Source organism: Pseudomonas atagonensis (genome assembly GCF_011369485.1).
Classification (GTDB): domain Bacteria; phylum Pseudomonadota; class Gammaproteobacteria; order Pseudomonadales; family Pseudomonadaceae; genus Aquipseudomonas; species Aquipseudomonas atagonensis.
In genome coordinates, this window is record NZ_VXCA01000009.1 from 231567 (window position 1) to 255510 (window position 23944).

At 61.6% G+C, this 23944-nt stretch carries 22 protein-coding genes and 1 riboswitch; of the genes, 16 read left to right on the forward strand and 6 right to left on the reverse strand.

Going from position 1 to position 23944, the window contains the following annotated elements:
* Positions 1-3 precede the first annotated feature (3 nt).
* The 5 genes from F2P67_RS06545 to F2P67_RS06565 all read left to right on the forward strand — a co-directional run bounded on the left by F2P67_RS06545 (position 4) and on the right by F2P67_RS06565 (position 5540).
* Positions 4-1404 (forward strand): PIG-L deacetylase family protein, encoded by a 1401-nt coding sequence (locus tag F2P67_RS06545; RefSeq protein ID WP_166218709.1) that lies wholly within the window; start codon positions 4-6, stop codon positions 1402-1404.
* A gap of 64 nt (positions 1405-1468) precedes the next feature.
* A complete protein-coding gene (gene hldE, locus F2P67_RS06550; protein WP_166218711.1) occupies positions 1469-2890 on the forward strand; it encodes a bifunctional D-glycero-beta-D-manno-heptose-7-phosphate kinase/D-glycero-beta-D-manno-heptose 1-phosphate adenylyltransferase HldE in 1422 nt (473 codons plus the stop codon).
* Between the two features lie 129 nt (positions 2891-3019).
* Positions 3020-3994, forward strand: a complete 975-nt coding sequence (locus F2P67_RS06555; RefSeq protein ID WP_166218713.1) for a glycosyltransferase family protein — start codon at positions 3020-3022, stop codon at positions 3992-3994.
* Positions 3995-4681 carry a hypothetical protein gene (locus tag F2P67_RS06560; RefSeq protein ID WP_166218715.1) on the forward strand — a complete coding sequence of 229 codons (687 nt, stop codon included), beginning with the start codon at positions 3995-3997 and terminating at the stop codon, positions 4679-4681.
* Positions 4682-4739: 58 nt separating this feature from the next.
* Positions 4740-5540, forward strand: coding sequence for a hypothetical protein (locus tag F2P67_RS06565; protein WP_166218717.1), 801 nt, complete (start codon positions 4740-4742; stop codon positions 5538-5540).
* A 4-nt stretch (positions 5541-5544) separates the two neighbouring features.
* Here the strand turns inward: F2P67_RS06565 and F2P67_RS06570 are convergent, their stop codons facing one another.
* From F2P67_RS06570 to F2P67_RS06585, 4 genes are all read right to left on the reverse strand, one after another.
* Positions 5545-6510: a metal ABC transporter ATPase gene (locus F2P67_RS06570; RefSeq protein WP_166218719.1), complete on the reverse strand. Its 966-nt coding sequence runs from the start codon at positions 6508-6510 to the stop codon at positions 5545-5547.
* 31 nt (positions 6511-6541) lie between these two features.
* Positions 6542-7354 carry an aldo/keto reductase gene (locus F2P67_RS06575; protein ID WP_166218721.1) on the reverse strand — a complete coding sequence of 271 codons (813 nt, stop codon included), beginning with the start codon at positions 7352-7354 and terminating at the stop codon, positions 6542-6544.
* Complete coding sequence (locus F2P67_RS06580; protein WP_166218723.1) at positions 7351-8526, reverse strand: NAD(P)/FAD-dependent oxidoreductase; 1176 nt, start codon at positions 8524-8526, stop codon at positions 7351-7353. Before F2P67_RS06580 ends, F2P67_RS06575 begins: the two co-directional genes overlap by 4 nt.
* A gap of 202 nt (positions 8527-8728) precedes the next feature.
* On the reverse strand, positions 8729-9061 hold the full coding sequence (locus F2P67_RS06585; protein ID WP_016985677.1) for a DMT family transporter: 333 nt from the start codon (positions 9059-9061) through the stop codon (positions 8729-8731).
* Between the two features lie 104 nt (positions 9062-9165).
* Here F2P67_RS06585 and F2P67_RS06590 point away from each other — a divergent pair, with 104 nt between their 5' ends.
* Positions 9166-10068 carry a LysR substrate-binding domain-containing protein gene (locus tag F2P67_RS06590; protein WP_178120909.1) on the forward strand — a complete coding sequence of 301 codons (903 nt, stop codon included), beginning with the start codon at positions 9166-9168 and terminating at the stop codon, positions 10066-10068.
* An 11-nt stretch (positions 10069-10079) separates the two neighbouring features.
* Entirely contained in the window at positions 10080-11354 is a 1275-nt protein-coding gene (gene waaA, locus F2P67_RS06595; RefSeq protein ID WP_166218727.1) for a lipid IV(A) 3-deoxy-D-manno-octulosonic acid transferase, read from the forward strand.
* A 181-nt stretch (positions 11355-11535) separates the two neighbouring features.
* On the opposite strand, the gene F2P67_RS06600 is transcribed toward waaA, so the two are convergent.
* A complete protein-coding gene (locus F2P67_RS06600; protein ID WP_166218729.1) occupies positions 11536-12969 on the reverse strand; it encodes a TolC family outer membrane protein in 1434 nt (477 codons plus the stop codon).
* Positions 12970-13176: 207 nt separating this feature from the next.
* A riboswitch (TPP riboswitch) is annotated at positions 13177-13282 on the forward strand.
* Between the two features lie 146 nt (positions 13283-13428).
* On the opposite strand from F2P67_RS06600, the gene thiC reads away from it, so the two are divergent.
* Entirely contained in the window at positions 13429-15318 is a 1890-nt protein-coding gene (gene thiC / locus F2P67_RS06605) for a phosphomethylpyrimidine synthase ThiC (protein ID WP_166218731.1), read from the forward strand.
* Positions 15319-15505: 187 nt separating this feature from the next.
* The gene (gene cytX, locus F2P67_RS06610; protein ID WP_166218733.1) at positions 15506-16798 is read left to right on the forward strand and encodes a putative hydroxymethylpyrimidine transporter CytX; all 1293 of its coding nucleotides are present in this window, start codon (positions 15506-15508) and stop codon (positions 16796-16798) included.
* On the opposite strand, the gene F2P67_RS06615 is transcribed toward cytX, so the two are convergent.
* Positions 16767-17513, reverse strand: a complete 747-nt coding sequence (locus F2P67_RS06615; protein WP_166218735.1) for an RsiV family protein — start codon at positions 17511-17513, stop codon at positions 16767-16769. The two genes, cytX and F2P67_RS06615, sit on opposite strands and share 32 nt — an antisense overlap.
* A 228-nt stretch (positions 17514-17741) precedes the next feature.
* Here F2P67_RS06615 and F2P67_RS06620 point away from each other — a divergent pair, with 228 nt between their 5' ends.
* The 7 genes from F2P67_RS06620 (at position 17742) to F2P67_RS06650 (ending at position 23942) form a co-directional block, all read left to right on the forward strand.
* Positions 17742-18359 carry an NUDIX domain-containing protein gene (locus F2P67_RS06620; RefSeq protein WP_166218737.1) on the forward strand — a complete coding sequence of 206 codons (618 nt, stop codon included), beginning with the start codon at positions 17742-17744 and terminating at the stop codon, positions 18357-18359.
* Positions 18350-18802, forward strand: coding sequence for a DUF1249 domain-containing protein (locus tag F2P67_RS06625; RefSeq protein ID WP_007967395.1), 453 nt, complete (start codon positions 18350-18352; stop codon positions 18800-18802). Before F2P67_RS06620 ends, F2P67_RS06625 begins: the two co-directional genes overlap by 10 nt.
* 99 nt (positions 18803-18901) lie before the next feature.
* Positions 18902-19717, forward strand: coding sequence for a 3',5'-cyclic-AMP phosphodiesterase (gene cpdA / locus F2P67_RS06630; protein ID WP_166218739.1), 816 nt, complete (start codon positions 18902-18904; stop codon positions 19715-19717).
* Between the two features lie 157 nt (positions 19718-19874).
* Positions 19875-20483 (forward strand): YqiA/YcfP family alpha/beta fold hydrolase, encoded by a 609-nt coding sequence (locus F2P67_RS06635; protein WP_166218741.1) that lies wholly within the window; start codon positions 19875-19877, stop codon positions 20481-20483.
* A 41-nt stretch (positions 20484-20524) separates the two neighbouring features.
* A complete protein-coding gene (gene parE, locus F2P67_RS06640) occupies positions 20525-22432 on the forward strand; it encodes a DNA topoisomerase IV subunit B (protein ID WP_095047278.1) in 1908 nt (635 codons plus the stop codon).
* Positions 22432-23421, forward strand: coding sequence for an esterase-like activity of phytase family protein (locus F2P67_RS06645; RefSeq protein WP_166218743.1), 990 nt, complete (start codon positions 22432-22434; stop codon positions 23419-23421). The genes parE and F2P67_RS06645 overlap by 1 nt, the downstream gene beginning before the upstream one ends.
* Positions 23418-23942 carry a TIGR02281 family clan AA aspartic protease gene (locus tag F2P67_RS06650; RefSeq protein WP_166218745.1) on the forward strand — a complete coding sequence of 175 codons (525 nt, stop codon included), beginning with the start codon at positions 23418-23420 and terminating at the stop codon, positions 23940-23942. Before F2P67_RS06645 ends, F2P67_RS06650 begins: the two co-directional genes overlap by 4 nt.
* Positions 23943-23944: the final 2 nt, after the last annotated feature.

A 23944-nucleotide genomic window follows, 5' to 3' on the forward strand; every position in this document is an offset into this window, starting at 1 on the left:
TGCATGAGTGCTCGCAAGCAACAGCTGCTCAAAACCCATCGACGCCACAAGCGAATGTTCCTGATCGCTTTCCTGATTGCGCTGTTGGCGACGGGGTTCTGGCTGGGCTGGTGGCTGGTGCCGGTGTTGCTGGTGCTGGCGTGGGTGGCCCACGAAGCCTGGTTCGCCGATCATCTGTTCTATCGGGCCGCTGACGACTATCAATACAACTTCCCCGCCGATACTGCCCGGCAGGCCGTAAGCCTGAGCGGCGGCGTCGTGCGCCTGGATCAACCGCTGGCCAATGGCGAGACGCTGTTGCTTGAGGTTGAGTTGAAAACCACCTGGCTGGGCCGCTGGCTGGATCCTTATGTCGAGGCGGGTAACGATCGGCAGGACTTCGAGCGCGGGGTCAAAGGCCGGCGTTTTCTCAATCTGTCCGGGCAGGCTACGGCGTTGAGCGAGGGCACGCTGACACTGCGCGGGCGCCATTGCACGGTGGGCGCCAGCGGTACGTTGTGGGTGATGGGCAATCCTGACTACGCCCAGCGGCGAGTCATGGTTATCGCCCCTCATGCCGACGACGCGGAACTGGCAGCATTCGGTCTCTACAGTCGCAGTACAGAGGCGAGCATCGTCACCCTGACTCAGGGTGAAATCGAAGCCGAACAGTATCAGCGCCTTGGGCTGGACAAGGCAGAGGCGGCGCGCCTGAAGGGCCGCCTTCGCAGTTGGGACAGCCTTACCATTCCCTTGTGGGGTGGAGTGCCGGCCAATCGTTGCGTGCAGTTGGGCTACTACTGTCTGCAACTGCCGGCGATGGCCGAAGAGCCCGGTAAACCCTTCGGTTCGCGAGAGTCGGGAGAGAGTGATGTGCGCAGCGTGCGTCGACACAACCCGTTGACGCTGGCGGGCGATGCCGACGGTGCGCCGACCTGGCACAACCTTGTGGCCGATCTGCAGGCGATGTTCGAGCACTTTCGCCCCGAGGTGATCGTAACGCCGCATCCCGAGCTGGATCCGCACAGCGACCACGTCGCCTCCACTCGCGCCGTGCTCGAAGCCATTGCCGCCAGCGCCTGGAAGCCTGCAACGTTGCTGATGTACGCCAATCACCTGCACGACAATGATCGTTGGCCAATGGGGCCGGCGGGCGGTGGTATCGCGTTGCCGCCGGCCATCGAGCCACTGCCGGCTGACCGCTTGTGGAGCCCGGTGTTGTCCGCCGAGGTGCAACTGGACAAGGCCATGGCGCTGGCGATGGAGCATGACCTGCAAGGCTCGCAGGGTTTCAAGCGTCAGTTGCGCCGGGTGATTCAGCAAGTGCTGGCCGGACGGCGCTGGCCCGTTACAGGCAGTAACGAGTTTTTCCGCAAGGCTGTCCGGCGTCACGAATTGTTCTGGGTGCGCGACCTTTCAGAATGAGGCGGACGGGGCTTTACCCTGTGTTAATATCGCGCCCCTGTTCATTTTGTATGTGGGTTGCTCCATGAAGTTGTCCATGCCGCGTTTCGATCAAGCGCCAGTCTTGGTAGTCGGCGATGTCATGCTCGACCGCTACTGGCATGGCGGAACCTCACGGATTTCCCCTGAGGCGCCGGTGCCGGTCGTTAAGGTCGAGCAAATCGAAGACCGTCCGGGCGGTGCTGCGAACGTTGCCTTGAACATTGCCGCGCTGGGTGCGCCGGCGTCGCTGGTCGGTGTGACCGGTGACGACGAAGCCGCCGACAGCCTGAGCAACAGTCTCAAAGGCGCGGGCGTTCGTGCCTTGTTCCAGCGCATCGCGCACCAGCCAACCATCGTCAAGCTGCGGGTCATGAGCCGGCACCAGCAACTGCTGCGTATCGACTTTGAAGAACCGTTCGCCACCGACGCCCTGGCCCTTGGCTCGCAGGTCGATGACTTGCTCGAAGGCATCAAGGTGCTGGTGTTGTCCGACTACGGCAAAGGCGCGCTGAAGAACCATCAGGCGCTGATTCAGGCCGCCCGGGCGAAAAACATCCCGGTGCTGGCCGACCCGAAAGGCAAGGATTTCTCGATCTACCGTGGCGCCAGCCTGATCACCCCTAACCTCAGCGAATTCGAAGCCATTGTCGGCGGTTGCGCCGATGAGCACGAACTGGTGAGCAAGGGCGCAACCCTGATGCACGATCTCGAACTCGGTGCGTTGCTGGTGACCCGTGGCGAGCACGGCATGACCTTGCTGCGCCCGGATCATCCGGCGCTGCACCTGCCGGCCCGTGCCCGTGAGGTGTTCGATGTCACCGGCGCCGGTGACACCGTGATTTCGACCCTGGCTGCGGCCATTGCCGCCGGTGAAGAACTGCCCCACGCCGTGGCGCTGGCCAATCTGGCTGCCGGCATCGTGGTCGGCAAGCTCGGTACCGCCGCCATCAGTGCCCCGGAGCTGCGTCGCGCCATTCAGCGCGAAGAAGGTTCCGAGCGCGGCGTGCTGGGCCTGGAGCAGTTGTTGCTCGCCGTGGCCGATGCCCGTGCGCACAACGAGAAGATCGTCTTCACTAACGGCTGCTTCGACATTCTGCATGCCGGTCATGTGACCTATCTGGAACAGGCGCGGGCCCAGGGCGATCGTTTGATCGTCGCGGTCAACGACGATGCGTCCGTCAGCCGTCTGAAAGGGCCGGGGCGCCCGATCAACAGCGTTGACCGGCGCATGGCGGTACTGGCCGGGCTCGGGGCGGTGGATTGGGTCATCAGTTTCCCTGAGGGCACGCCGGAAAACCTGTTGCGCGAGGTCAAGCCGGACGTGTTGGTCAAGGGCGGCGATTACGGCATCGACCAGGTCGTCGGTGCCAGTATCGTGAGCGCCTATGGCGGCACGGTGAAAGTGCTTGGACTGGTGGAAAACAGCTCGACGACCGCTATCGTCGAAAAAATCCGCAGTCGTTGATTTGATGAATGTTTACCGTTGTGAACTGCGTGTGAACGGATTTTGCCTTGGGGATCTCACCGTTTCCGTTGAAGTTGGCAGGTTTGAATCCGATGCGCTTGCCTGCCTACATCGCGTGGTCAATAACCTATGAAAGTCATGCTCCTGGTGATGGACGAACAGCGGGTCATTCTCGACCGGCTCTACGACATCGTGCAGCAGAACTGTGATGAATGTTTCATCTATCGTTTGAGCAAGCAGCAGCAGTTGAACCTGGGGCCGTTCCTGGCCTCGGTTGATTACCAGACCTTTGATCGCGTGGTGATTTTCTCCCGCGTCAAGCGCCTGGCGACGCAACTGCGGGTGCTCAAATGCATCCCCGGTCTGGTCTTTCTCGAACACGACGCCTACCAGAATTACATGCCGGCGAGTAAATACCGTGGCGTGTATTCACGTCTGTACAGCCGTCTGCCGAGCTGCCGCGCACTGGTGTCCGGTGCAGTGGTCGCACGCAAGATGCTCGCTGAGGGCATCGACACGGTCTTCGTTTCCAAGGGCTATGACGAGCAGATGCTGCGCAACACCGGTGCCGAGCGGGACATTCCCATCGGTTTTCTCGGCAGCCTGAAAAGCACCGAGTACGCCGAGCGCAAGGCGCTGCTCGAATCGCTCTCGCGGCGTACCGGCATGCTGGTGACCCGCACGAAATCGGGCACCGAGTACCTGGAAACACTCAATCGCATCAAGATCTTTGTCAGTGCCGATATCGGCATGAACGAGTTCATGATCAAGAACTTCGAAGCCATGGCCTGCGGTTGCGTGCTGCTCGCCTGGAGTCAGGGCGAAGAAGATCAGTTGCTCGGTTTCGAAGACATGCACAACACCATGTTCTATCGCAGCGAAGACGAGGCGGTCGAGAAGATCAAGCTGTTGCAGGACAACCCGGAGCTGGCGGATCGCATCGCCAGCAATGGTCAGGCCTTTGCTCAAAGCCGTTATTCCTTCGCCCGGGTGGGGCAGGCCCTCGCCACTGAAATCCAGCGCGAGATGCGCCCTTGGCAGCCGCCCTCGGCGTTCACGCGCTGGTGGGTCAAGCTGCGTCACGGAATGCAGGTGCCGGTCTGAATGATGGACGAACACATGGCGCTGGATGCGCTACCCGGCGGTGACCAGTCTGTTCTGGAGGCGTTGCCTGAACCACTGCGCGAAACCCTGAGCCGTGCGACGCGGGTTGTGCTGATAGCCAATAATCCGGCCATTACGGCGGCGGACTTTGAGGCGCTGAACTTGAGTGCCGATGACGTCGTCGTCAGTTTCAACACCTGCATCAAGGCGCCGCTGCTCAACGCGCAAGGCGTGAATGTTTTCGTGCACGGCTACAACGCCCCGGACGCTTACTTTTTCGGTCTGCCGTACGGGCCGGACGTGCAGCGTCTGTTCGAGCAGGCCAACGAGCGCTGTTTCAGCATGCTCGTCGGTTGCGCCGCGCCGATGTGCCCGTTGCCGCGCGTGGCCATGTACTGGGATCGTATTCCGTTGCCGCCGCTGTGGAATTACCCGGTCGACCGCCCGGGCGGCAAGCGCTATGTCGGGCCTTCCACCGGTTTCAATACCCTGGTGCTGTTCGACTGGCTGCGTGGCCACGCCGGTTACACCTATCAGTTGCTGACCTTGGGGTTTTCCAACGAAGCCGGAAAGCTATGGGGTGGCCACGCCTGGGATTACGAGCGCGACTGGCTGCAGAAGTCCGACGTCATCGTCGTGCCTCTGCAACCCCGTCGCTGGTGGCAAAAGCTGTTTTGCCGCCAATAGACGGCACGCTGGTCTCGGTGGTCAGCGGGTTCGAACTTCTTTCAAAAGGTGCTGTTGAGTGTTGAAAATTGCCGTGGCGTTTTTCGGGATTCCGCGAAACTCGCAGATTTGCTTTCCTTCAATCGAACAGAACGTTCTGGCGCAACTACCGGCGGGTAGCGACGTGCGTTGCTTCTATCACCTGTACAAGATCGAAGAAGTGCAGAACGAGCGCTCTGGCGAGAAAGGCGCGCTGGCGGTGGACAATTACCAGCCGTTCGAATCAATGACCGGCGCGCGGACATCCACGGATGGCGTGCTCGAGCGTTGGGATTTCGAACAGGTCAAAGCCCAGGGCGATACCTGGGCCGACAACTTTGCTTCGTTGCGCAACCTGATCTATCAGCTCAACTCGCTGCACACCGTGACCGGCATGATCGAACCCTTCAATCCGGATTTCGTCGTGTTCGTGCGACCGGACAATTTCTTCCATAATCCGCTGCCTGCTTATGTGTTCAATCATCCAGAGGCCCGGCGACACAATGCCTATATTCCGGACTGGCAGTGGTGGGGCGGGCTGAACGATCGCTTCGCTGTGTGCGGGCGCGATACTTACGTCGCGTATGGCAAGCGCGTCGAGCGCATTTTTGATTTCTGCAAGGCCACGGGCAGAAAGCTGCACTCCGAGCGGTTGCTCAAGTACGCACTGCTGGAGGCGGGCGCCAAAGTCTGCACGTTGCCGACTCAGGCCTCGCGGGTGCGGATCACCGGCGCATTTGCCGAAGAGTCATTCTCGCCAAAGCGCGGCATGGGCAAGCGCGAGAACCGTTATTTTCATTTTTTCGCCGGCCTGCGCACATGGCTGGATCGCCGCCGCTGAGCACTTATTTGCTCGCGCGCTTCTTGCCCAGTCCGACCAGACGCAGCGCCTTGATGCTTAACTGTCTGAGGCCTTGACGCGGGGCCTTGGCCGGCTGCAACCCTTGCTGCACCACCCAGTCCTTCCAGCGAATCCGCTCCTCGCGCACGACCCAGCCTTCCTGGGTCGCAAAGCTTTCCGCGAGGTAAAGTCCACGGGTGCTGGCCGGTATCAACTTGTCGCGTTTGAGCGTGTACAGCTCTGCCAGCGGCGCACCGTCCACCAATGGCATCAGATAAAGATCCGGACGCTTGCGGTCGAGCCGCGCGACCAGTTGATCGCCTTCCAGACGTTCGTCGACATGAAACAGGCTCAGGGATTTTGCTTCCTTGGGCACGTCCAGGCGCAGGTCGTAAATCAGTTGCAGCGAGGCTGTCGGCAAATGCACATAGGCCCGCGGCCGTTCCATTAATTGCAGGTTGGCGCAGCGGATGGGTCGGGCCGATCCCGACAGCGGTGTCAGGCGAAACGGCACAGCCTCGCGATAATGAAGGGCGGCCGAGTAGGGCGCCGGCAGCCAGGTGTCGTTGAAACGTCCACCGAGCCAGCCTTCCGGGGTTTCCAGCAGGCACTCTTCGGCGATTTCCTGAATGGCCGTGTGCAACGGAATATTCAGCTCGTGAGCCGGCACATAACCGGAAATCAGCTTGAGCACCACGTCGCCACGATCCTGACGACGCTGACGCACCAACACCCAGTAGTCGCGATTCTGCCAATGCAGGGTCAGGCGCACCGAGACCCCGAGGTTGGCCAATTCCAGTGCAAACCGCTCGGTGTCCGTCACGCTGACCGGTTTGCGCCGTTGCAAGGTCTGGGTGAAGTTCAGCGGCATGCCGACGCTCTGGTAGGCCAGGCCTTCGGGTGTCGCTTCGACGTACAGTGGCAGGGTCTTGAAGTTGCTCGGGTTCTTTCTGATGAGCGTGCGCGGCATGTCGGCTCCTGCTTAAGGCCGCGGGGCGGCGTCAGTGACCACGGAGGACCTGGGCAACGGTCGCAACGTTATGGGCGAGGTGCAGCGGATTGATCGTTCCGACAATAGCACTGGCCACGCCAGGCTGGGCAAACAGTAACTCGAAGCTGGCGCGCACCGGATCCACCCCCGGGCTCAGGCACACGTGACCGCTGGCCAGGGCTTTTTTCACCAGAATGGCTTTGCCGTGGGCAGCAGCATAGTCAATGACTGCCTTCTCGTTCTGTTCGTTCAGATTGTAGGTGACCATCGCGCAGTCCCCCTGCTCCAGTGCTTTCAAGCCGCCCTCGACGGTTTTGCCGGAGAAGCCGAAGCCGCGAATCTTGCCTTCGGCCTTGAGCGCCGCGAGGGTAGCGTAAACCTCTTCATGCTCCAGGATCGCCAGGTCGTTGCCGTCCGAGTGCACCAAAACCAGGTCGATAAAATCGGTTTCAAGACGTTGCAGGCTGCGTTCCACTGACAGGCGCGTGTGGGCAGCGCTGAAGTCGTGGTGCGACAAGCCATCGGCAAATTCTTCGCCGACCTTGCTGACGATCACCCAGTCCTGACGCTGGCCGCGCAGCAACGGGCCGAGGCGTTCCTCGCTGCGGCCATACGCCGGTGCGGTGTCGATCAGGTTGATGCCCAGTTCCTGCGCTTGCCGGAGCAGCATGCGCGCCGCCTCGTCGTCAGGGATCTGAAATCCGTTGGGGTATTTCACCCCTTGGTCGCGGCCGAGTTTGACCGTGCCCAGGCCCAGTGGCGAAACCATCAGGCCGGTGCTGCCCAGTGGGCGAAGGAGGTCGTGCAGGTTCGGCAGGCTCATGGCAGCAGTTGCTCCCAGGCAGGAACGCCCAGCGGTGGTTTTGGCAGCGGCGGCAAAGGCTCGGTGGCTTGCGGCTGAATGCCGTCGCGCTGCAGCGAGGCGATGACGCGGTCAGCGAAGTCCGGCGCCAGCGCCAGTTTGGTTGGCCAGCCGACCAGCAAACGACCTTCTTCAGCAAGGAATGCGTTGTCCGGGCGCGTCAGGCCGGTTTGCAGCGGCTCGGCACGGTCGACGCGCAAGGTCGCCCATTGTGTGGTGCTGAGGTCGATCCACGGCAGCAACTGCGCGATTTCTTTCTGTGCGGTGGCGATCTGCTCGGCCGGCTCGCGCGCCACGCCTTCGCTTTCGGCGATGTCGCCGCCCATGTACCAGACCCATTGGCCATCCGCCGCCGGGTGCGTGGTGACGGTGATGCGCGGTTTGGTGCCGCCGCCCAGACAGTGGGCGTAGAGCGGTTTAAGACCCGGGCCTTTGGCGATGATCATGTGCAGTGGCCGGCGTTGCATGGCCGGTCTGCTCAGGCCCAAGTGCTCAAGCAACTCGGCCGTACCGGCGCCGGCGCTGAGGACGATGCGCTGGGCACGGATCTCGCGACCGTCGACCTTCAAGCCAACCAGCACGCCCGCCTCCAGCAACGGCTCGATGGTTTGCCCGGCGAGCAGGCCGTCGCCAGCCAGATCGGCCAGGCGTTGGATCAGGCTCGGCACATCGACCACCAGCTCGGCGAGGCGATAGACCTTGCCCTTGAAGCGTTTGTCTTGCAGGGCGGGCGGTAATTGATCGCCCTTGACCTGATCGACACGGCCACGCACGGCTTTGCTGGCGAAGAAACTGGTGAGGTTGCCGGCAAGAGTGCCCGGCGACCACAGGTAATGCGCTTCAGAGAGCAGGCGCACGCCTGACAGGTCCAGCTCACCGTTACCAGCCAACGCTTCACGCCAGCGGCGTGGCATGTCGGCGATGGCTTCCGAGGCGCCGGTCAGCGCACCGTGCAGCGCGTACTTGGCGCCGCCGTGGATGATGCCCTGGGACTTCACACTCTGCCCGCCGCCGAGGCTGGCGCTTTCCACCAGCACGGTCGAAAAACCCTGACGGCGCAGGCGCGCGTTCAGCCAGAGGCCGGCGACACCAGCGCCGACAATCAGAACGTCGGTGGAAATAACGGATGGCATGCAACGACCTCAGGTGTTCAAGACGAGGGCGCAGTATACAGACTCGGGAAAGAGGCGGATTTGTCGATGATCAACAGGCCGAATGCAAAACCAAAAGTGGGAGCGGGCTTGCTCGCGAAGGCGATGGCTCAGGCAACATTTTTGTCGTCTGATGCACCGCTTTCGCGAGCAAGCCCGCTCCCACAGGGTATGAGGTTTGCCGTTAGTGGCCGGCGGTTTTGGAGAACAGCTGGATGACGACCACGCCCAGCACGATCAACGCCATGCCGAGCATCGCCGGGATATCCAGTTTCTGCCCGTAAATAAACAGCGCCGCGACGCTGACCATGACGATGCCCATGCCGGCCCACACCGCGTACGCCACGCCCACCGGAACGGTGCGCACCACCAGCGTCAGCATCCAGAATGCAATCGCGTAACCGACGATGACCAGCACCAGCGGCAGTGGCGTGCTGAAGCCTTTGACGGCTTTCATCGACACGGTGGCGATCACTTCTGCGCAAATGGCGATGGCCAGGTAGGCGTAGGCGTTCATGGTTCAAATCCTCAATGTGAAACGTGGCTTGCTGAGGCGGCATTCTAGACCTTCGCCAGATGCGGTAAAGTCATTACCTATCTGTTTTGAAGATGGCCTGGTGAATCAGCATGCAATGGAATCTTGATCAGCTTCGGGTGTTTGTCGATGTCGCCGAACTGCGCTCGTTCTCCGCCGTGGCGCGCCAGCAACGCAAGGCGCAATCGGCGATCAGCAGCGCGATTGCCGCGCTTGAGGACGATCTCGGTGTCAGTCTGTTTGAGCGTAGCAGTGGCCGCCAGCCCAGCCTCACCGAAGCGGGCGAGGCGTTGCTTGAAGAGGCGCGGGAAGTGCTGCGCCAATGTGAACGTCTCAATGGCCGCGCCATGGCGATGATGCGCGGGCAGGAAGCGCAGTTGCGCGTGGCGCAGGATGAAGCGATGCCGTATCAGGCTCTGGTGGAGAGTTTCGGCGCGCTGGCCGAGCAGTTTCCCAGCCTCGAAGTGCAACTGACCAGCGCCGCTCAAGGCGAAGTCGCACGCAAACTGGTCGAGCGCCGCGCCGACCTCGGATTGCTGTTCTACCACGACGAAATCCCTGAAGCGCTGGAGCGACGAGTGCTCGGCAGCGTGGAAATGGTCACCGTCTGCGGCATCAATCATCCGCTGGCGCAGCAGACGTACGTCACTTGCCAGCAATTGGCGCAGCATCGGCAGCTATTGATGTCGACGCAAACCAGCGTCTACCCCGGCAACGAGCCAGCGAGCCCGCAGGTGTGGCGCGCTGACAGTTTTTACGTGATGGCCGAGTGGCTGGTGCGCGATCTTGGCTGGGCGTGGCTGCCACGGCATGTGGTGCAGTATTCGGCGTATCAGGGCTTGATGGTGGAGCTGGACAGCGAATGGACGCCGCCGGCGCTGGTGGTGGAACTGGTCTGGCGCCGTGACGAACCGCTCGGGCCGGCGGCGCGCTGGCTGGCGGAGCGATTTGCCATACACCTGCGGGCGATCGGCGGCAAAAGTCGATAAACTCCGCCGCCATGAATAGAACTCTCTACACCGCGCTGTTTTACCTGGGGCTGCCGTTGGTGGCGATTCGGCTGTGGCTGCGCTCGCGCAAGGCTCCGGCGTATGCCAAGCGGATTGGCGAACGGTTCTCCTACGGGATGCCGCCGCTGCAACCCGGCGGCATCTGGGTGCACGCGGTGTCGGTGGGCGAAAGCATCGCCGCCGCGCCGATGATCCGCGCCTTGCTGCAACGTTATCCGACGCTGCCGATCACCGTGACCTGCATGACCCCGACCGGTTCGGAGCGCATTCATGCGCTGTTCGCCAACGAGCCGCGCATCCAGCACTGCTATCTGCCGTACGATTTGCCGTGCGCGGCGGCGCGGTTTCTGGATCGCGTGCAGCCGAAACTCGCCGTGATCATGGAAACCGAACTGTGGCCCAACCACATTCACCAATGCGCCAAGCGCGGGATCCCCGTGGCGTTGGCCAACGGCCGCCTGTCTGAGCGTTCGGCCAAAGGCTATGGTCGCTTCAGCAAACTGACCGCGCCGATGCTCGCTGAAATGAGTTTGTTCGCCGTGCAGACTGAAGCAGAAGCCCAGCGCTTCCGCGATCTGGGCGCGCGCCCGGAAACGGTCGAGGTCACCGGTTCAATCAAATTCGACCTGACCATTGATTTGCAACTGCTGCAACGGGCCGCCGAGTTGCGCGGCCAATGGCAGGCGCTGGAGCGACCGGTGTGGATCGCCGCCAGCACCCACGAAGGCGAAGACGAAGTCGTGTTGAATGCTCACCGCCGCTTGCTCGCCAATCATCCCGATGCGCTGTTGATCCTGGTGCCGCGTCACCCGGAGCGTTTTAATTCGGTGTTCGAGTTGTGCCAGCGCGAAGGCTTCGCCACGGTGCGACGCTCGACGGGTGCCAATGTCGATGCACAGACGTCCGTGCTGCTCGGCGACACCATGGGCGAGTTGTTGTTTCTCTACGCCTTGGCCGATAGCGCGTTTGTCGGCGGCAGTCTGGTGGCGAACGGCGGGCATAACTTGCTGGAACCTGCCGCTCTGGCGAAACCGGTACTGAGTGGCCCGCACCTGTTCAACTTTCTCGACATCGCCGCGCAATTGCGTGAAGCCGGGGCGTTGGCCGAGGTGGACGATGCCGAAGGGCTGGCGGTGGAAGTGCAGCGATTGTTCGAGCTGCCGCGCGATGCGCAGCGCATGGCCGAAGCCGGGCTGGCGGTGATGCGCCGCAATCAGGGCGCGTTGCAGCGCTTGCTGGACGGGTTGGGCAAACTCATCCGCTAAGTTTCACGCAAACCTGTGGCGAGGGGATTTAGCGAAACATCGCACCGCCCCGTTCGGCTGCGCAGTAGTCGCAATTGCGGTGGGCACGATTTACCTGAATCACCGCGTTGAATGGTTTTGGGGCTGCTGCGCAACTCAACGGGGATAAATCCCCTCACCACAGGGGATTTATCCAGATCTTTTACGGGCGGGCCTTGAGCTGCGCTTCCGCAGCCTTGGCCAGATCCGGCGGCAGGAAATCCTTGTCAGGGTTGTAGTCGGCCTTCAGATAACGCCGCAAGTCTTCCAGATCCCCCGGATTCAACGTCCCCGCCGCCTGCTTCAGACGCAGGTTGTCGAGAATGTAGTCGTAGCGGGTGTTGTTGTAGTTGCGCACCGAGGTGTACAGCTGACGCTGTGCATCGAGCACGTCGACGATGTTGCGCGTGCCGACCTGATAACCGATTTCCGTGGCTTCCACCGCGCTCTGGTTGGAGATGATCGACTGGCGGCGTGCCTGCACCTGTTCGACGTCGGTGTTCACCGCGCGGTGCAGGTTGCGGGTGTTTTCGACGATCTGCCGACGCAGCGATTCGCGCTGCTGTTCGCTCTGGTTCAGTTGCTCGTACGACTGGCGCACTTGCGAACTGGTCAGCCCGCCGCTGTAGATCGGAATGTTCAGTTGCAGGCCAACCGTGCTCTGTTCGACGTTGCCACGGTAGGGCGTGCCGAAGGCATTCGGGTTGGCGAAACCGAGGGCGTCGTTGTCGCCCTTTTCGTATTTGGCCACGGCATCGAGGGTCGGCAAGTGGCCGGCCTTGCGCTGCTTCAGCGTCTGTTCAGCCGAGCTGACGGCGAAGTTGCTGGCCAGCAGATTGAGGTTCTGTTTCGCCGCCGTGTCGACCCATGCCTTGGCGTCGTTCGGCGCAGGCGGCAGGATTGGCAGAGTGTGGACGATGCCCTGAATCGAGTTGTACTGGCGGTTGGTCAGGGTGATCAGCGCTTCGAATGCATCATCGACCTGGCGCTGCGCAACGATCCGGTTGGCCCGCGCGGTATCGTAACTGGCCTGCGATTGCAGCACGTCGGTCTTGTCCGACAGGCCGACATCGAAGCGCTCGTTGGACTGGTCGAGCTGGCGTTTGAACGCTGCTTCTTCAGCCTTGGTCGAGGCCAGGTTGTCCTGGCTGCGCAGCACGTTGAAATAGCTTTCGGCCGATTGCAGGATCAGGTTCTGCTCGGTCGCCGACAGTTGCAGCGCGGCTTGTTCGTTGACGTCTTTGGCGGCCTGGTACTGGAACCAGCGATCCGCGCGGAACAGAGGCTGGGCCAGCGTGGCCTGATAGGAATTGGCGCTGCGGTTGGCGATGGCCGAAGGCTGGTCGATCGAGGTGCGAACGTTCGCTACTTCGGCGCCGCCGGACAGATTCGGCAGCAGACCGGCACGGGCCTGCGGCACCACCTCTTTCTGCGCGCCGTACTGGGCGCGGGCGGCGGCCAGATCGGCGTTGTTGTCGACCGCTTCCTGATACACGCTGACCAGATCGGTTTTGCTCGACAAGGGCGCTTCTGCTGCCCAGGCCGTAGCGTTGGACGCACAAGACACGGCTAAAGCCAGTGAAAGTTTGCGCAGCATGAGGCGATCCCTAGCAAAAAATATTATGGAAATAATGTGCGCGCCAAGGCTACGGCGCGGCCCCCGCAGCGTCAAGGCGCAGCGAGGCTAAGCGAGTGTAGTTGTGCAATCACCCGGCAACAATCCTGCAAGTCCCGCCAAATGCGCCATTCATCATGGTGTTTGCCGCGGTGTTGGCGTTCTTTGCCGGTTGTGTCTAGACTGGCCGGGTTCTTGTCGGGGTGCCTTGCTATGAGGCTGAGATCGAATAATTTCGGATCCCGTTGAACCTGATCAGGTTAGCGCCTGCGTAGGGAACAAGATTTCTCGTCACCCGGCGAGTCCTCTTGTGCTTCGTCCGGGATATTGTTCGACAATCGAACGCTCGACGACGATGCACAGCACCAGTCCTGGTGCGTCCGTGCCTTTCAGGTTCTGCTCCGACAATCCACTGCCTGGATGCTGTCTGGAGAGCCCGTGATGACTACAAAATCTAAAAACGCGATCAACCTGAGTGACTCGGCCAAGGTCGACGAACAATCGGTCAAGCCGTTCACCCGTTCGCAAAAAGTCTACGTTCAGGGCTCCCGCCCGGACATCCGCGTGCCGATGCGCGAAATCACCCTCGATGTGACCCCGACCGACTTCGGCGGCGAAATCAACGCGCCGGTCACCGTCTACGACACCTCCGGCCCGTACACCGATCCGAACGTGGTGATCGACGTGCGCAAAGGTCTGGGCGATGTGCGTTCGGCGTGGATCGACGACCGTGGTGACACCGAGCGCCTGCCAGGCCTGAGCTCGAACTTCGGCCAGCAACGTCTTGCCGACGCAGAACTGACCAAGCTGCGTTTCGCCCACGTCAACAACCCGCGCCGTGCCAAGGCCGGGGCCAACGTCAGCCAGATGCACTACGCGCGCAAAGGCATCATCACCGCCGAGATGGAATACGTCGCCATCCGCGAAAACATGAAGCTGCAAGAGGCCCGCGCTGCCGGCCTGTTGAAGCAGCAACACGCCGGCCACAGCTTCGGCGCGAGCATCCCGAAAGAAATCACCCCTGAGTTCGTGCGCGAGGAAATCGCCCGCGGCCGCGCGATCATTCCGGCCAACATCAACCACGTCGAACTGGAACCGATGATCATCGGCCGTAACTTCCTGGTGAAGATCAACGGCAACATCGGCAACAGCGCGCTGGGTTCGTCCATCGAAGAAGAAGTGGCGAAACTGACCTGGGGCATTCGCTGGGGTTCGGACACCGTGATGGACTTGTCCACCGGCAAACACATTCACGAAACCCGCGAGTGGATCATCCGCAACTCGCCGGTGCCGATCGGCACCGTGCCGATCTATCAGGCGCTGGAAAAAGTTAACGGCGTCGCTGAAGACCTGACCTGGGAGCTGTTTCGCGACACGCTGATCGAGCAGGCGGAGCAGGGCGTCGATTACTTCACCATCCACGCCGGCGTGTTGCTACGCTACGTGCCGCTGACCGCCAAACGTGTGACCGGCATCGTGTCCCGTGGCGGTTCGATCATGGCCAAGTGGTGCCTGGCGCACCACAAAGAGAACTTCCTCTACACCCACTTCGACGAAATCTGCGAAATCATGAAGGCCTACGACGTCAGCTTCTCGCTGGGCGACGGCCTGCGTCCGGGCTCGATTGCCGACGCCAACGACGAAGCGCAATTCGGTGAACTGGAAACCCTCGGCGAGTTGACCAAGATCGCCTGGAAGCACGACGTCCAGTGCATGATCGAAGGTCCGGGCCACGTGCCGATGCAGTTGATCAAAGAGAACATGGACAAGCAGCTGGAGTGCTGCGACGAGGCGCCGTTCTACACCCTCGGCCCGCTGACCACCGACATCGCGCCAGGTTATGACCACATCACCTCCGGTATCGGTGCGGCGATGATCGGCTGGTTCGGTTGCGCGATGCTCTGCTACGTGACGCCGAAAGAGCACTTGGGCCTGCCGAACAAGGATGACGTGAAGACCGGGATCATCACCTACAAGATCGCGGCGCATGCGGCGGACTTGGCCAAGGGGCATCCGGGCGCACAGATTCGCGACAACGCCTTGAGCAAGGCGCGTTTCGAATTCCGTTGGGAAGACCAGTTCAACCTCGGTCTGGATCCGGACACCGCCCGTTCGTATCACGATGAAACCCTGCCAAAGGACTCGGCGAAGGTCGCGCACTTCTGTTCGATGTGCGGGCCGAAATTCTGCTCGATGAAGATCACTCAGGAAGTCCGCGAATACGCGGCCAACCAGCGGATCGACGCGGTCGACGTGGACGTCGCCCAGGGCCTGGCGGAACAGGCCGAGCGGTTCAAGAAGGAAGGCAGTCAGCTGTACAAGAAGGTTTGATCCAGCATTGACCCCTGTGGCGAGGGGATTTATCCCCGTTCGGCTGCGCAGCAGTCGCAAATCTGGTGAATGAGTTTTTGCTGAGACAACTCGGTCGCCTGTATTGGGGCTGCTCCGCAGCCCAACGGGGATAAATCCCCTCGCCACACGTCAACACAACAACAAATGTCCCTCTGAGATAACACCCTTGAGCATTCAACCCGGTACCTATTCCCCCGATCTCGCCGTGCCCGCCAACCAGCGTGTATTCGGCGGTCGCGATCTGTTTTCCCTGTGGTTCTCCCTCGGCATCGGCTTGATGGTCTTGCAGACCGGCGCATTGCTCGCGCCGGGGCTTGGCCTGTCGGGATCGCTGCTGGCAATCTTCCTCGGCACCCTGGTCGGCGTCCTGTTGCTGGCCGCCGTTGGCGTGATCGGCAGCGACACCGGTCTGTCGTCGATGGCCGCGCTGAAACTCAGCCTCGGCCGCAAAGGCGCGAGCCTGCCGGCGCTGCTTAACTTGCTGCAACTGATCGGTTGGGGCTCGTTCGAAATCATCGTCATGCGCGACGCAGCCAGCCTGCTCGGCACCCGCGCATTCAGCGAAGGTTCGCTGTGGGCGAACCCGGTGTTGTGGACCTTGTTTTTCGGCGCGCTGGCGACCTTGCTCGCGGTGAGTGGGCCGCTGACGTTTGTCCGCCAGATCCTGCGCAAGTGGGGCATCTGGCTGCTGCTGGCGGCGTGCCTGTGGCTGACCTGGAACCTGTTTGCCAAGGCTGATCTGGCCGCACTCTGGGCACGCGGCGGTGACGGTTCGATGCCGTTCGCCGTGGGCTTCGACATCGCCATCGCGATGCCGCTGTCATGGCTGCCGCTGATTGCCGACTACTCGCGTTTCGGCAAGCGCGCGAAGAACGTTTTCGGTGGTACCGCGATCGGCTTCTTTATCGGCAATTTCTGGCTGATGAGTCTTGGCGTGGCCTACACCCTGGCTTTCGCCCCGAGCGGTGAAGTCAATGCGTTGCTGCTGGCCTTGGCCGGCGCCGGACTGGGCATTCCGTTGCTGCTGATTCTGCTGGACGAGTCGGAAAACGCCTTCGCCGACATTCACTCGGCAGCGGTGTCCAGCGGGATTCTGTTGCGCTTGAAAGTCGAGCACCTGGCCTTGGCCATCGGCGTGATCTGCACGCTGATCGCACTGCTCGCGCCATTGGCGCAGTACCAGAATTTCCTGCTGCTGATCGGCTCGGTGTTTGCGCCGCTGTTTGGCGTGGTGCTGGTGGATCACTTCATTCTGCGCAAGCGCAGCGTTCAGGTCGCATCGGCCGCATTGCGCTGGCCGGCGCTGTTGGCGTGGCTGGGAGGCGTGAGCACCTACCACTTGCTGGCGAATCTGTATCCGGATGTCGGCGCAACCCTGCCGGCGCTGGTGCTGGCAGGGCTGTTACAGCTCGTGCTGGGCCGGGCCTTCAGTTACGGCCGGGAAACAGCTCAGGCTTGAGAATGCCGTTCAGGCGTGGATAAGGGATCTTCAATTCGACGTGGCCCAGCGCGTAAGGCGCAATGGTGGTCACGTCGTACTTGAGGATCACGCCACCATAGGTCAGCGCCACGTTCTGGGTTTTCACGAACGGCCAGTTCGCCACGAACTCAGGCTCCTGATCGAGCTTGGTGCTGATCAGCCAGCTGTTGTGCGCCACTTGCGCCGCCTTCCAGAAAGCGTCTTCCTGACCCGGCAGCAGCATGTCGGACAGGTTCAACACCTTGTGCTGCTGGCGCGAATAGTTGATGAAGCCGCGACCCGGTGTGCCATGGGCGCCGCCGGTGTCGAGGTAGCTCGACAGTTCGATGATCACCAAGCCGTCATGCTGTTCGCGTACTTTCGCCTGCAGATAGCTGCTGTTGCGCGGGCCGGCACTCGCCAGAAACTGCTCGCGGTAAGCCGCCAGCGTCGGTGCGACCGGCGCGTTTTTCTCGGTGCGGGTCATTTGCAGCAGACGTTTTTCGATGATTCCGTCCAGTGCCGGTTCTGCCGGGAAGCGCAGCGTATCGATGTTCACCAGCGGGCAGTCCGGGTTGGAACAGCCGGGTTTGAGCTGTTCCGACGCATCGCGGGTGGTCTCCAGCGGCGTACGGTAGTTGGGCTGGAACAGGCTGGCGCAGGCGCCCAGAGTCAGGGCGATGGCGGCCACGGAGGCAATTTTGAAAAGCGACATGGGCGTCCTTTCGAAAGCAGGGGAAGGCAAAAAGATATCCGCTTCGACTCTCGCAGAAGCAGTCAGTTCGCCACTAAGCTAATTAGAGTGGGTTTCGCCTCCACCGTCCATCCCGCTGACGGTAAAGGGGCTGCATCAAACCGTTCGGGCGCGTTAGGATGGCGCGAAGTCGAGGTTGCCGGTAACGCAGGGAATCTCGTAATGGATTCGCAGTAAACGAGGATGCTCATGACTGATTTTGCCAACTCCACGCCGACCACCGTCGATGTCGTAAAGCGTGAGCGCTGCTACGAGGGCTTCTACAAGCTCGACCGTTTGCACCTGCGCCATGAGTTGTTTGCCGGCGGCATGAGTCGGGAGATCAATCGCGAAGTGTTCGTGCGCCATGATGCGGTCTGCATGCTGCCCTACGATCCGCAGCGCGACGAAGTGGTGCTGATCGAGCAGTTTCGTGTGGGCGCCATGGGCAAGACCGACAACCCGTGGCTGGTCGAACTGGTCGCCGGTCTGATCGACAAGGCAGAAGTGCCGGAAGAAGTTGCTCACCGCGAAGCGCAGGAGGAAGCTGGGCTGGACATCAAGGCTCTGTGGCCGATGACCAAATATTTCCCTTCGCCGGGCGGTAGCAACGAGTTCGTGCATTTGTATCTGGGGCGTTGCAGCACCGAAGGGGTTGGCGGCCTGCATGGCCTGGAAGAAGAGGCAGAAGATATCCGCGTCACGGTCTGGGCGTTCGAAGATGCCTTGCAGGCCGTGCGCGATGGCCGCATTGCCAACGCGGCGAGCATCATCGCTTTGCAGTGGCTGGCGCTGAACCGCGCCGAAGTGAGGGGGTTATGGTCGTAAACAAGCTGCGCGATCGTTATCGGGTTGACCTCGCAGGGCTGCAAGCCGCCTGCGAGGCCAACTACGCGCGCCTGATGCGACTGGTGCCGGACATGCGCAACGACCCCGAGGCGCGGCGCATTGCCGTGACCCAGGGCGAGCAAATGCTCGGCGTGCTGGCCCTTGAAGTGTTGCAAACCTGTCCGTACACCACGACCTTGCAAGTGCGCCAGGAGCACAGCCTGCCGTGGCTGCCGGTGCCGCAGCTGGAAGTGCAGGTCTATCACGACGCGCGCATGGCCGAAGTGATCAGCGCCGAACATGCACGACGCTTTCGCGGCATCTATCCTTACCCGAACGCGGCGATGCATCAGCCCGATGAAAAAGCTCAGCTCAATCTGTTCCTGGGGGAATGGCTGAGTCATTGCCTGGCGTTGGGGCACGAGTACGAAGTCGTACGCTAGTTGTGAACTGCGTCCGGTTCGCCGGTTTCCCCTTTCACTCATCCCCCAGCATAATTGCGCCATTCAACCGAATCCGTGCCTTTGCCCTGGGAGAACGCCTTGCCGAGCGTATCCACGTTGACCACCGCCGATCCGGCGTTGCTGGTGCAGTTGTCCGACAGCCATCTGTTCGCTGAAGCGGACGGCGCGCTGCTGGGCATGAACACCCGCGAGAGCCTGCAAAAGGTCATTGAACTGGTGCTGGGGCGGCAGCCGCAGATCGATCTGGTGCTGGCCACCGGCGACATTTCCCAGGACGGTACGCTGGAGTCATATCAACAGTTTCGTCAGATGAGTGCGCAGATCGAAGCGCCGGCGCGCTGGATTCCCGGCAATCACGACGAACCGCAGATCATGGCGCAAGCGGCGGTGCAGAGCGCGTTGCTGGAGTCAGTGGTCGATATCGGTAACTGGCGCGTGACCCTGCTGGACTCGGCGGTGCCGGGCTCAGTGCCGGGTTATCTTCAGGACGATCAACTGCAGTTGCTCGCCCGCTCGTTGAGCGAAGCGCCGGAACGACATCATTTGGTGTGCTTCCACCACCATCCCGTGTCGATTGGTTGCGCGTGGATGGAGCCGATTGGCCTGCGCAACCCCGAAGCATTTTTCGAAGTGCTGGATCGTTTTCCGCAAGCCCGTGCGGTGCTGTGGGGGCACGTGCATCAAGAGATTGATCGCGAGCGCAATGGCGTGCGCCTGCTGGCCTCGCCTTCGACGTGCATTCAGTTCGAACCTGGCAGTGAAGACTTCAAGGTCGGCGAGCAGGCGCCGGGGTATCGCTGGCTCCGACTGTTGCCCGACGGTCGGCTCGAAACTGGCGTCGAGCGCGTTACCGATTTCCAATTTATCGTCGATTACGGTTCTGACGGTTACTGAGCTCCATCGGGTCTCTTCGCGAGCAAGCCCGCTCCCACAGGGCAACGCATTCCAAAGTGGGAGCGGGCTTGCTCGCGAAGGCGTCCTTACAAACGCCCACGAATTACCTGACTCCCTGTAAACTCCGCTATCTTTCGCCGACACCCAGGGAGCTCAAATGTCCGGTTCGATCCTCTATATCCACGGTTTCAACAGCGCGCCGTCCTCGAAAAAGGCCTGTCAGCTGGTCGAGGTGATGGAGCGGCTGGGTTTGAGCGATCAACTGCGTGTTCCCGCGCTGCACCACCACCCGCGCGAAGCCATCGGTCAGCTGGAGCAGGCAATTGCCGAGCTGGGCCGGCCGTTGCTGGTGGGAAGCTCGCTCGGCGGCTACTATGCGACTCACCTGGCCGAGCGCCATGGCCTGAAAGCACTGCTGGTGAATCCGGCCGTCAGTCCGCACCGGATGTTCGACGGTTATCTGGGCACGCAGAAAAACCTGTATACCGATGAGACTTGGGAATTGACCCACGACCACGTGACGGCTCTGGCCGAACTGGAAGTGCCGGCGCCCCGGGATGCGCAGCGTTATCAGGTCTGGTTGCAGACGGGTGATGAAACTCTGGACTATCGCCTCGCCCAGCAGTATTACCGGGCCTGTGCCTTGCGTATTCAGGCCGGCGGCGACCACAGTTTCCAGGGTTTTGCCGGGCAATTGCCGGCGTTGCTGAGTTTTGCCGGCATTGGCGCCGATTTGTACCAGGCAATCGATTTCACCGCATTGTGATGTCTTGCCCCTATTTCATGAATGACTGACGACGAGACCCTATGGCCACTCCCAGCGCTAGCTCTTATAACGCCGACGCCATCGAAGTCCTCTCGGGCCTCGACCCGGTGCGCAAACGCCCCGGCATGTACACCGACACCAGTCGGCCGAACCACCTCGCCCAGGAAGTCATCGACAACAGCGTCGACGAAGCCCTGGCCGGCCACGCCAAATCGGTTCAGGTCATCCTGCACGCCGACCACTCGCTGGAAGTCAGCGACGACGGCCGAGGCATGCCGGTCGACATCCACCCGGAAGAGGGGGTGTCAGGCGTCGAACTGATCCTCACCAAGCTCCACGCGGGCGGTAAGTTTTCCAACAAGAACTACCAGTTCTCCGGCGGTCTGCACGGCGTGGGTATTTCTGTGGTCAACGCCTTGTCGACCGAAGTCCGGGTGCGCGTCAAGCGTGACGGCAACGAGTACCAGATGACCTTCAACGACGGCTTCAAGGCCTCGGAGCTGGAAATCGTCGGCACTGTCGGCAAGCGCAACACCGGCACCAGCGTGTACTTCGCGCCGGATCCGAAATACTTCGACTCCCCTAAATTCTCCATCAGCCGCCTCAAGCACGTACTCAAGGCCAAGGCCGTTCTGTGCCCGGGCCTGTTGGTCAGCTTCGAAGACAAAGGCACCGGCGAGAAAGTCGAGTGGCATTACGAAGACGGCCTGCGTTCGTATCTGGTCGACGCGGTCAGCGAATTTGAACGCCTGCCCGACGAGCCCTTCTGCGGCGCATTCGCCGGTAACAAGGAAGCGGTCGACTGGGCGCTGCTGTGGCTGCCGGAAGGTGGCGACGCGGTGCAGGAAAGTTACGTCAACCTGATCCCGACGGCGCAGGGCGGTACCCACGTCAACGGTTTGCGTCAGGGGCTTCTCGACGCGATGCGCGAATTCTGTGAATTCCGCAGCCTGCTGCCACGCGGTGTGAAGCTGGCGCCGGAAGACGTCTGGGAGCGCATTGCTTTCGTGCTGTCGATGAAGATGCAGGAGCCGCAATTCTCCGGCCAGACCAAAGAGCGACTGTCGTCCCGTGAAGCGGCGGCATTCGTTTCCGGCGTGGTCAAGGACGCCTTCAGCCTGTGGCTCAACGCCAACCCGGAAACCGGTCTGGCGCTGGCTGAACTGGCGATCAACAACGCCGGCCGCCGCCTCAAGGCGAGCAAGAAAGTCGAGCGTAAACGCGTCACTCAGGGGCCGGCGCTGCCGGGCAAACTGGCCGATTGCGCCGGGCAGGATCCGATGCGTTCCGAACTGTTCCTGGTCGAAGGTGATTCCGCCGGTGGTTCCGCCAAGCAAGCGCGGGACAAGGAATTCCAGGCGATCCTGCCGTTGCGCGGCAAGATCCTCAACACCTGGGAAGTCGACGGCAGCGAAGTGCTCGCAAGTCAGGAAGTGCACAACATTGCCGTGGCCATCGGCGTCGATCCGGGCGCTGCAGACATGAGCCAGTTGCGTTACGGCAAGATCTGCATCCTCGCCGACGCCGACTCCGACGGTCTGCACATCGCCACCCTGCTCTGTGCGTTGTTCGTCCAGCATTTCCGCCCGTTGGTGGATGCCGGTCACGTCTACGTGGCGATGCCGCCGCTGTACCGCATCGACCTCGGCAAAGAGATTTACTACGCCCTCGATGAAGCCGAGCGTGACGGGATTCTCGATCGTCTGGTGGCCGAGAAGAAACGCGGCAAGCCGCAGGTCACCCGATTCAAGGGGCTGGGTGAAATGAACCCGCCACAGTTGCGTGAAACCACCATGGATCCGAACACTCGGCGCCTGGTGCAACTGACGCTGGGTGAAGACTTCGCCGAAACCTCGGAAATGATGGACATGCTGCTGGCGAAGAAACGCGCCGGTGACCGCAAGACCTGGCTCGAATCCAAAGGAAACCTCGCCGAGGTGCTGGCCTGATGCGGTTTGGCTGGGCCTTGGCGGGTGCGTTGCTGCTGAGTGCGATGACGGTGTCGGCCGAGCCTGCGCAAGAGCTGCGCCTGCTCGCCGAGCACCCGGTCGAAGGCATGCGCGGTGGCAACCTGTCCGGGCTGGCCTTGTGCGGCAACGAACTGTGGACGGTATCCGACCGCGACGATGACCAGATCTATCGGCTTAAAACCTCGGATCCGGTGTGGCAGGCGGAAACCGTGCACATCGACGTGCCACCGGTACCGGACAGCGGTTTGCCGTGGGGGCTGAGTTCGCGCACCTGGGCGGCATCGTTTATCCGTGGCGGCGATCTGGATTTCGAAGGCATCACCTGCGACAACGCCGGTAATCGTTACATCGTCAGTGAGGCTCACGCGGCGGTGCTGCAAGTGCCGCCACATGGCCCGGCGGCGTGGCTGAAAATTTCGCCGATGCTGGTGAAAGAAGCCCGAGCCAGTGGCATGTTGCTGCACTTCAACGCCTTGTTCGAAGGGCTGGCGATCAACCCGGCGGGCGACCAGTTGTGGCTCGCCGCCGAGCGTGAACGCCGTGGCCTGCTGAAGATCAAGCGTCAGCAAACGGTCTGGGATTGTGACGGTGCCTGTGTACTGCTCAGCGAAGCCGGGGTCGAAATGCAGCCGCCGCAGTTTCCCAAGGCCCGTGCCGTCACCCGCGACTTTGCCGATATTTCGCTGTTCAACGGCAAGCTGTTTACCCTGGAGCGCAATGCGTTCCAGATCTGTCGTCGCGATGCGGTCACGGCCAGGGTCGAGTTGTGCTGGTCGTATGCCGAGGATGCCTTGCAGCCACAGCGCCAGTATTCGCAGGCCTATGGCTTGGCGGAAGCGCTGGTGGTGGATGCACAGGGCGCGTGGATCGGCCTCGACAACAACGACGGCGTTCGCGCCGACGGCGAAAAACGCCCGATCGTCTGGCGCTTCGCCGCGCCGGACGGTGGCTGGAGTGCCAAACAGTGAGCCAGCAGCCACCGGGCAAGCGCGCCGGGCGGGTGCTGATGATTCTGGCGTGGTGCGCGGCACTGTTTCTGGCCACGCGGTTTTTTGGCCAGTGGGAACAGCGTCAGCAGAATCCGAACGTGGTGGTCAGTTCGGAGCAGGGTGAAGGTTTTATTGAAGTGAAGCTGGCCGGCAATGCCCAGGGGCATTTTGTCGCCAGCGGCCAGATCAACGGCGAGCCGGTCGAGTTCATGCTCGACACCGGCGCCACCGATGTGTCGATCCCGGCGGATCTGGCCAGGCGTTTGAAGCTGGAAGAAGGTTTCGGCGTAACCCTGAGCACGGCCAACGGCCTGAGCCAGGGTTATCGAACCAAAATTGACCGCCTGCAACTGGGCGACATCGTGCTGCGGGACGTCCGCGCACTGGTGGCGCCGGGGCTGCATGGCGATCAGGTGCTGCTCGGCATGAGTGCCCTGAACAAACTTGAATTTACTCAGCGCGGTGGCACCATGCTGCTGCGCCAGACAACGAACCGATGAGG